The organism is Stenotrophomonas sp. S41, assembly GCF_016624625.1.
Classification (GTDB): Bacteria; Pseudomonadota; Gammaproteobacteria; order Xanthomonadales; family Xanthomonadaceae; genus Stenotrophomonas.
The window spans coordinates 104,585-113,261 of sequence record NZ_JACVTV010000002.1 but is presented as its reverse complement, the minus strand read 5'-3'; the positions used below and the strand labels follow the sequence as shown (position 1 = coordinate 113,261).

Here is an 8,677-nt window from a genome sequence, read left to right as displayed (position 1 = left end):
GGCTGGCCCGGCGCTACCGATCATCATTGCGGCGGTAGTGAAGGGATCGACGCAGCTGTGGTAGCGCCAGGCCATGCCTGGCGAATGCCATCAGGTGCCGCTGCGCTCGCCGGGCATGGCCCGGCGCTACCGATCATCATTGCGACGGTAGTGAAGAGATCGACGCAGCCTTGGTAGCGCCAGGCCGTGCCTGGCGAAGGCCTTCAGGTGCCGCTGCGCTCGCCGGGCATGGACCGGCGGTACCGGTCGTCATTGCGGCGGCGTGTCGATCCACCCGGCGGCAGATGCGGCGCGCAGATCGTCCGGGTTGTCGATGTCACGGAGGCATACGTCGCTGGCACAGAGGGCGACGCCCGGGGTCTGCCGCAGGCGGCCACCGAAACCGTGTTCGCTGCCGCTCTGCGGCAGGTCGTTGAACCACGCGGCGGGGACAACGGCCGGCGAGCCCGGCACCCCGCCTTCCAGCGTGGCAGCGCAATGGCACGGCGTGCTGGCGGCGGCGTCGAGCAGGGCACGAAGATGTGCTGCATGGAGGCGCGGTTGGTCGCAGACCAGGACCAGCACCTGGCGGGCGGTGCCGAGGTGCGGCGCTGCCAGCAGGAGGCTGCTGCCGACCCCCAGCCCGGGCGTGGGATTCTGCACCTGGACGGCACGTAGTCCGGCCAGCTCCGGACCGAAGGCAGGGCCCTGCGGCGTCAGTACGATCAGCACGTCCGGATCTGTCTCAGACGCCAGCCGCGCTGCACGCCGCAGCAGTGATTCGCCATTGACCTGAAGCCACTGCTTGGGTCGGCCCAGCCGACGGCTCATTCCGGCGGCGAGCACCACGGCAGCGTGCCCGCTCACGTACTGCCCAGTGCGCTGCCATGGCGCCATGCCTGCAGCTGGGCGGTGATGCTCAGGGCGATTGCCTCGGGCCCCCGTCCGCCCAGTGCCAGGCCGATGGGTGAGCGCAGCCGGGGCTCAAGCGCGACGCGCGTACCTGCGTCCAGCAGCTTGAACAGATCCTCCCTGCGCTGGCGAGGGCCCAGCAATCCGATGAAAGGAATCCTTGATCGGGCAAGCAATCGCAACGCATCCAGGTCCAGCTCGAAGTTGTGGTGCATGACCAGTGCCGCATCCACCTGGCGGTCTGCTTGTTCCTCGTTCGTCTGCTGCAGTGCTGGCAGGCGCGCCTGCCACGCCCTTCGCGGCTCCACGATCTGTATGAGCCAGCCTTGATGTTCCAGCATTGGCACCAGCGTCAAGGCCTCAGGTCCGGCGCCATGCAGCTGCACCAGCGGTGGCCGGTGCCATTGCAGGCGCCATGCGCTGGTCTCGATGGCCTCGTCGCTCTTGAGCACCGGCAGTTGGGTGCGGAACGAAGATCCGGCGCAGCGACCTTCAACAAGACCCTTGGTCGCCAGGGACAGGCGCAGGGTGTCACGGCCCTGCAGCCAGACATCCAGGCAGTCTGCCAGGCCCGGCAACTCGTGCAACGGCAGCAGCGCGATCCACTGGCAGCCGCGGCAGCCCACGGCGTTGCCGGAAAACAGCGCAGCATCATCGCGGGTATCAATCTTTACCCAGCAGAGCTGCCCTTCCGCTGCGACTCTGCAGGCCGCACGTGCGAGCTCCGGCTCAAGGCAGCCGCCACTGAGCCAGCCGATCTGTTCGTCGCCGGCAAACAACACGCAGGTCCCCGCACGGCTGTAGGTTGATCCTTCGGTCTGCACCACGATGGCCAGCACCGCCGGAGAGCGATTGCGTGCGGCATCGGCAGCAGCACGCAGGGCGGGCCGCGCATTGCCCGTTTCAAGGTCCAGCGGTGCGGGAAAGAACGACGTCGTCATGCGAGGTCTGGCAGGCCTGCCAGCAGCTTGTCCAGCGTCAGCGGGTAATTCCTGACCCGTACGCCGGTTGCGTTGTAGACGGCGTTGGCGATGGCGGCACTGACACCACACAAGCCCAGCTCGCCGACGCCCTTGGCTTTCATGGGCGATGACACGGCATCGGCCTCGTCGAGGAACACCACCTCCTGGTGGGGCACATCGGCATGCACCGGAACCTCGTAGCCTGCCAGATCATGGTTGACGAAGAAGCCCAGGCGCGGGTCGACGACCAGTTCCTCCGACAGCGCAGCACCGATGCCCATCGTCATCGCGCCTATGACCTGGCTGCGCGCCGTCGTGGGATTCAGGATGCGTCCCGCAGCGCAGACGGCCAGCATCCGCCGGATGCGCGTTTCGCCCGTCGCGACATCAACGCCGACCTCCACGAAATGCGCGGCGAAGGTCGATTGCTGGTACTTCTCCTGCAGGGTGTCGAACTCGATGCTGTCCTCGGCAACCATTTCCCCGCTGCCAGTTGCCTCTGTCAGGGCAGCGCGTCGTTGCCCATCGATGACATGGCCGTCTTCAAACCGTGCCACGGCAGCATCCATCCCCAGCGCGCTGGCGACCTTGGTCCGCAATGCCATGCAGGCCGCGTAGACGCCTGCAGTAGAACTGTTGGCACCCCACTGTCCGCCGGAGCCGGCGGCAACCGGATAGCGCGAGTCGCCCAGCTTCACCGTGACCTGCTCGAGGGGAACGCCCAGCATTTCGGCGGCGGTCTGGCCGATGATGGTGTAGCTGCCGGTGCCGATATCGGTCATGTCGGTCTCGACGGTCACGTGCCCATCAGTGGCCAGGCGCACGCGCGCGCCGGACTTCATCACCAGGTTGTTGCGGAAGCCCGCTGCCACACCCATGCCGACCAGCCATCGTCCATCGCGATTGGCGGCCGGGACGGCGCTGCGACGCTCCCAGCCAAAGCGCGAGGCGCCGGATTGCAGGCACTGCACCAGTTGTCGCTGCGAAAACGGACGAGACGGATCGCTGGGGTCGACCTGCGTATCGTTGCGGATGCGGAACTCGATCGGATCCAGCCCGACCTTCTCAGCCATCTCATCCATGGCGATTTCCAGGGCCATCAGCCCGGGCGTCTCGCCAGGTGCGCGCATCGCGTTGCCTTCGGGAAGATCCAACGCAGCCAATCGCAGGGCGGCCAGCCGATGCGCGCCGGCATACAGGAAACGGGTCTGCTGCACGGCTTCCTCGGGCGAGCCGCCCGCGAGGTTGCCTGACCAGGATTCGTGTCCGATGGCGGTCAACGTTCCGTTCGGGGATGCGCCCAGCCGGATGCGCTGGATGGTGGCGGGTCGGTGAGTCGTGTTGTTGGCGACCAGCGGGCGTTGCAGCGCCACCTTCACCGGGCGCTTCGCCGCACGTGCCGCGAGCGCTGCAAGCAGGGCATCGGAGCGCAGGAACAGCTTTCCGCCGAAGCCCCCGCCAATGTAAGGCGATACCAGTCGTACATTGTCCTTCGGTATGCCCAGCGTCCTGGCCAGGTCGGTCCGGCCCCAGTCGATCATCTGGTTGGATGTCCACACGGTCAGGTGGTCACCGTCCCAGGCCGCCAGCGTTGCATGCGGCTCCATCATGGCGTGTGACTGGTCAGGGGTGTGGTACGTCGCGTCGAGGGTGATGTCGGCCTGCTGGAACGCCTTTTCGAAATCGCCCACCCGGGCATCGGGTTCGGGCGCCTTCAGTGACGCCTCATCCTTGCGGGCCGCAGCCAGGTCGAATGAACCGTGCCGGGGCGCGTAGCGCACGCGGATCCTGGCGGCCGCCGCGCGTGCCTGCTCGAAGGTCTCGGCCACCACCACCGCCAGCGCCTGATGGTAGTGGCTGATCGTCGGGCCACCGAGCAGTGGCGCAGCGTTGCGCTTCACGCGCTGCAGCGGCCCGGCAGTGTCGGCAGTGACGATGGCCAGGACACCTGGCGAGCGGCGAGCGGGCTCAAGATCCAGTGACGCGACGGTTCCGGTGGCGATCCCTGCGCCGACGACCACGCCGTAAGCCGGCGTTTCCGGTAGCGCGTCATGCCACTCGTAGGCGTAGGTCGCCTTTCCTGAAACCTTCAATGGACCGTCGATTCGGGGGTGCGGTTGTCCGACGACCTTCCTTGCATCGATGGGATTGGTGCCAGCAGGCGTAGTGAACTTCATGCGCGCGCCCTCAGATCCTGCAGGATGGATGCCAGCGTGCGTTCGGCCAGTACCGCCTTGAAGTGGTTCTGGCCGGTGGGTGACGCACCCTGCAACAGCGTCGAGATGACGGCCGAAGCGCCCTGCGGCAGCGCGGCGTCGGCGGCGTCGCTGCGCCATGGCTTGTAGGCCACGCCGCCAAGGGCGATGCGCCCGCTGCCATCGGCCTGCACGATGGCAGCAACCGAAACAAGCGCAAACGCATAGGAGGCGCGGTCACGCACTTTCCGATAGACATGGGTGCCACCTGCCGGGGGTGGCAGGATCACAGCCTGGATCAGCTCGCCTCGCAGCAGCGTGGTCTCAAGGTGTGGCGTTGCTCCCGGCGGGCGGTACAGGGCATCCAGCGCAATGAGCCGCCGCGTGCCGTCGGCACGCAGTGTTTCCACCGATGCGCCCAGGGCCATCATGGCCACTGCCATGTCGCTGGGATGCGTGGCGATGCAGTCTGCGCTGCCGCCGATAATCGCCAGCTGCCGGCTTGCGCCTTCAACTGCGGCACACCCGCTGGCCGGCAGGCGCTTGTTGCAGGCCTGGGCCGTATCGTAGAAGTAGGGGCAGCGCGTGCGCTGCAGGAGATTGCCTGCCGTGGTTGCCTTGTTGCGCAGCTGTCCGGAGGCACCCGACACCAGCGCCCGGGTCAGCAAGGCGTAGTCGCGACGGACGCGGGCGTCTGCGGCCAGATCGGTATTGCTCACGAGTGCACCGATCCGGACGCCGCCGTCGGCCGTCGCTTCGATGCCGTCCATGCCCAGCCCGTTCACATCGATCAGATGCGACGGCGTTTCCACTTCCAGCTTCATCAGGTCGAGCAGGTTGGTGCCCCCTGCGATGAAGCGTGCGCCCGGTGCGCGCGTGGCGGCGGCAATGGCATCGGCCGCGCTGGCAGGGCGTTCATAGGTGAAAGCCCTCATGAGCGCTTCCCCGCTGCATCCTGGATCGCTTCGATGATGTTGGAGTAGGCGCCGCAGCGGCAGATATTGCCGCTCATCCGTTCGCGGATCTCTTCAGGTGTCAGTGCCGCAGGCTCGTCCAGGCGCGCAGTGGCGTGGCTGGGGACATCCCGCTGGATTTCGTCGAGCACCGCCACGGCCGAGCAGATCTGGCCCGGCGTGCAGTAACCGCACTGGAAACCATCATGCTTGACGAAGGCGGCCTGCATGTCGCTGAGGTTGCCAGGTGATCCCATGCCCTCGATGGTGGTAATGCTGGCGCCTTCATGCATCACCGCCAGGGTCAAGCACGCATTGATGCGACGGCCGTCCAGCAGGACGGTGCAGGCACCGCACTGCCCATGGTCGCAGCCCTTTTTTGTGCCCGTCAGCTGCAGGTGCTCACGCAGCGCATCCAGCAGGGTGACCCGGGTGTCGAGCAGCAGTGAGCGGCTTGCACCGTTCACTTTGAAGGTCACCTGCGTGGTGACCGGGGCGCGTGCGGAGGAGCGGTCGGGCTCGGCGGCGGCAGCGACAGCGGCGGGCATGGCCATGGTGGTGGCCGAGCCCGCACTGAGCTTGAGCATGTCGCGCCGCGTGAGCGGAAGCTTGGAAGGGGGATTCATCGTGACTCCGCTGGCTGCAGTCGGCTGACGGGATTACGTGTCAGCATGGCTGTGCTGCGGTAGGCAGGTGGTGAAGTCCCTCACGGCCGCCCATTCAGTCTGTTGCGACGCGGGTTCGAACCGGCGGCCGCGCAGGCCGAGTTCGAGCTCGGCATGCTGGCCCTGATCCGCGGTGCGGTGGCGATGCTGCCTTCGCTGCCCGCCGGGAAGCACTCAGGCTCAGCGTTCCGCGGAGAGGACGGCGCGGACGCGCGTGGCGAGTTCGCTGATGGTGAATGGCTTGCCGATCAGCTGCACATGCGCGTCCAGCACGCCGTCGTCGACCAGGGCATTGCGGCTGTTGCCGGTGGCGAACAGGACCTTCAGGTGCGGATGCCGCGCCAGGGCCTTGTCGGCGAGCTGGCGGCCGTTGACCCCGGGCATCACCACGTCGGTGAACAGCAGCGCGATGCCGGGGTGGGCCTGCAGCAGGGGCAGGGCGCTGGCAGCGCCATCGGCCGACAGCACGCGGTAGCCGAGTTCGGACAGCGCATCGACCGAGAACGCGCGTACCGCTGCGTCATCGTCCACCACCAGGATCTGCTCGGCGCCACCGCCGAACAGCGGCGCCACATCGGCCTTGGCCGGCGGCAGGGCGTCCACCTCGGCCAGCAGGCGCGGCAGGTAGATGATGACGGTGGTGCCCGTGCCGGGTGCGGACTGCAGGCGGACGTGCCCGTTGGACTGCTGCACGAAGCCATAGACCTGCGACAGGCCCAGGCCGGTGCCCTGGCCGACCGGCTTGGTGGTGAAGAACGGATCGAACGCGCGTGCCATCACCTCGGGCGCCATGCCGCCGCCGGTGTCGGTCACGGCGATGCGCACGTAATCGCCGGTGGGGACGCCGCCGTGCTCGGCCACGCTGGCCAGGCCGATCGGGCAGTTGCTGGTCTGCAGCGTCAGGCGACCGCCGCCCGGCATGGCATCGCGCGCGTTCACCGCCAGATTGAGGATCACGTTCTCCAGCTGGTTGGCATCGGCGTGCGTCCACCACTGGCCGCCACCCAGCACGGTTTCGAGGATGACGCTGCTGCCGAGCGAATGCACCAGCAGATCGGTCATGCCGGCCACCAGATGGTTCACGTCCAGGGCAACCGGCTGCAGCGGCTGCTGGCGTGAGAAGGCCAGCAGCCGCTGGGTCAGCTGGGCGGCACGCTGGGCACCGTCCAGGGCCATCTCGATGTAGCGCACCGCGCGTGCATCACTGTTGCCGATACGCAGCGCCAGCAGGTCCAGCGGGCCGATCACCGTGGCCAGCATGTTGTTAAAGTCGTGCGCGATGCCGCCGCTGAGCTGGCCGACGGCTTCCATCTTGCGGCTCTGCCGCAGCGCGTCCTCCACCCGCATGCGCTCCGCCACTTCGGCACGCACCCGCGCTTCCAGCTGCTCGTTCAACTCGCGGAGGCGCTCGTCGGCCGCCTTGCGTGCGGTGATATCGATGGCCACGCCCAGCAGGCGTACGCAGCGCCCGGCCTCGAAGATGCCCCGGCCCTTGGCCGCGACCCAGCGCACCACGCCATCTTCCTTGCCGACGGTACGGTACTCCACATCGTAGTTGGCGCGCCGCTGTGGATCGGCAGATGCATCGAGTGCTGCCAGCGTCGCGGCACGATCGTCCGGATGCAGGCCGTTGCGGAAATCCTCGATGTCCACCTCCGCGTCGGGGGAGATGCCGAACATCGCCTTCATGCGCGCGGGCCAGAGCAGGACTTTCTGCACCAGGTCCAGGTCCCATAACCCAAGCTCGCCTGCTTCCGTGGCCAGGCGCAGGCGCTCCTCACCCTCGGCCAGCGCTGCTTCGGCCGCCTTGCGTCCGGACAGGTCGAGCATGGCGCCGATCATCCGCTGCGGGCGGCCATCAACGTCGCGCAGCACCGCACCACGATCAAGCACGGCGGCATAGCTGCCATCTGCGCGACGGAAGCGATACTCGCCGGTCCAGGTGATGCCGTCGCCGTCGATGACGGCGTGGATGTTGCGATCGATGCGCTCGCGGTCTTCGGGATGGATGTGGTCGAGCCACCACTGCGCGCTGGTCTCCTTCACCGGGTGACCGAACAGGCTGGACAGCGCCTCGTTCCAGACGACGTGCCCGTCGACCATGCGCCAGTCCCAGATCGCATCGTTTGTGGCCTGTGCGGCCAGTCGATAGCGTTCCTCGATGTCGAGACGCTCGGCCTCGGCCGACTTGCGGTCGGTGATGTCCAGCGAGGTGCCGACCAGGCCGATCACTTCGCCAGCATCGTTGCGCAGCGGCGCCTTGGTCGACAGCCACCAGGCCCGGCGGCCGTCTGGAAAGCTGACTTCTTCTTCCAACTGCTCGCTGCGGCCGCTGGACATTACCCGCTCGTCGGTAATCATCACCGCTGCAGCCTGAGCGGGGTTGGCCAACAGCTCGGCATCGGTCCGCCCGAGATACTCCGCCGGGGGGCGCCCGATCAGTGCCGTTGTGCCGCTGTTGCCCATCAGCAGGCGGCCCTGGCGATCCTTGGCATACATCACGCCCGGCGCGGCCTCAACAAAGGAGCGCAGCAGGGCCTGGGCCTGGTCACGCTCGGCCTGCACCCGCAGCCGTTCGTCGATGTCGATCAGGACGCCAGGGAAGCGCAGTGCCCGGCCGTTCTCGTCCAGGTCGACGCGGCCGATGCTTTCCAGCCAGTGGTAACCGCCATCGGCGCCGCGCGTGCGGTACTGATGCGCGAAGCGGCCGCCGTGCCGCACGGCATGCTCGATGGCCGAGGTCAGCCCGGCCAGGTCATCGGGGTGCACCGTGCCCAGCACCTCGTGCAGCTGCAGCTTGCGCTGCGCAAGCGCCGGGTCGAGCCCGAACGCGCGGGCCAGGGCTTCATCGACGGTCAGCTGGTCGTTCGGCACATCCCAGAACCAGGTGCCGACGATGGCACCGGCTGCCAGCGCCATGTTCACGCTGTCGGAGGCATGGGCGGCTTGCGGCTGGGGAACGGGAGGCTGGTTCACGGTCGATCTCGAACGGCGGGGCGTTGCCCGCCCCA

6 protein-coding genes are annotated in these 8,677 nt (G+C 67.6%); all 6 read right to left on the bottom strand.

The window, feature by feature from the left end; genetic code table 11:
- Positions 1-249: 249 nt before the first annotated feature.
- Positions 250-876, bottom strand: coding sequence for a nucleotidyltransferase family protein (locus tag IAE56_RS01080; protein WP_267912546.1), 627 nt, complete (start codon positions 874-876; stop codon positions 250-252).
- On the bottom strand, positions 843-1,832 hold the full coding sequence (locus IAE56_RS01075; RefSeq protein ID WP_200751127.1) for an XdhC/CoxI family protein: 990 nt from the start codon (positions 1,830-1,832) through the stop codon (positions 843-845). Before IAE56_RS01075 ends, IAE56_RS01080 begins: the two co-directional genes overlap by 34 nt.
- Positions 1,829-4,030: an aldehyde oxidoreductase molybdenum-binding subunit PaoC gene (gene paoC, locus IAE56_RS01070; RefSeq protein WP_200751126.1), complete on the bottom strand. Its 2,202-nt coding sequence runs from the start codon at positions 4,028-4,030 to the stop codon at positions 1,829-1,831. The genes IAE56_RS01075 and paoC overlap by 4 nt, the downstream gene beginning before the upstream one ends.
- Positions 4,027-4,983, bottom strand: coding sequence for a xanthine dehydrogenase family protein subunit M (locus tag IAE56_RS01065; RefSeq protein WP_200751125.1), 957 nt, complete (start codon positions 4,981-4,983; stop codon positions 4,027-4,029). The genes paoC and IAE56_RS01065 overlap by 4 nt, the downstream gene beginning before the upstream one ends.
- Entirely contained in the window at positions 4,980-5,627 is a 648-nt protein-coding gene (paoA, locus tag IAE56_RS01060) for an aldehyde dehydrogenase iron-sulfur subunit PaoA (RefSeq protein WP_108768970.1), read from the bottom strand. The genes IAE56_RS01065 and paoA overlap by 4 nt, the downstream gene beginning before the upstream one ends.
- Before the next feature lie 219 nt (positions 5,628-5,846).
- A complete protein-coding gene (locus IAE56_RS01055) occupies positions 5,847-8,642 on the bottom strand; it encodes a PAS domain-containing protein (RefSeq protein ID WP_325167151.1) in 2,796 nt (931 codons plus the stop codon).
- Positions 8,643-8,677: the final 35 nt, after the last annotated feature.

Coding starts and splice junctions, on each gene's coding strand:
- paoA (WP_108768970.1), bottom strand. CDS start 5,627: ATGAATCCCCCTTCCAAGCTTCCGCTCACGCGGCGCGACATGCTCAAG.
- IAE56_RS01075 (WP_200751127.1), bottom strand. CDS start 1,832: ATGACGACGTCGTTCTTTCCCGCACCGCTGGACCTTGAAACGGGCAAT.
- IAE56_RS01080 (WP_267912546.1), bottom strand. CDS start 876: ATGGCGCCATGGCAGCGCACTGGGCAGTACGTGAGCGGGCACGCTGCC.
- paoC (WP_200751126.1), bottom strand. CDS start 4,030: ATGAAGTTCACTACGCCTGCTGGCACCAATCCCATCGATGCAAGGAAG.
- IAE56_RS01065 (WP_200751125.1), bottom strand. CDS start 4,983: ATGAGGGCTTTCACCTATGAACGCCCTGCCAGCGCGGCCGATGCCATT.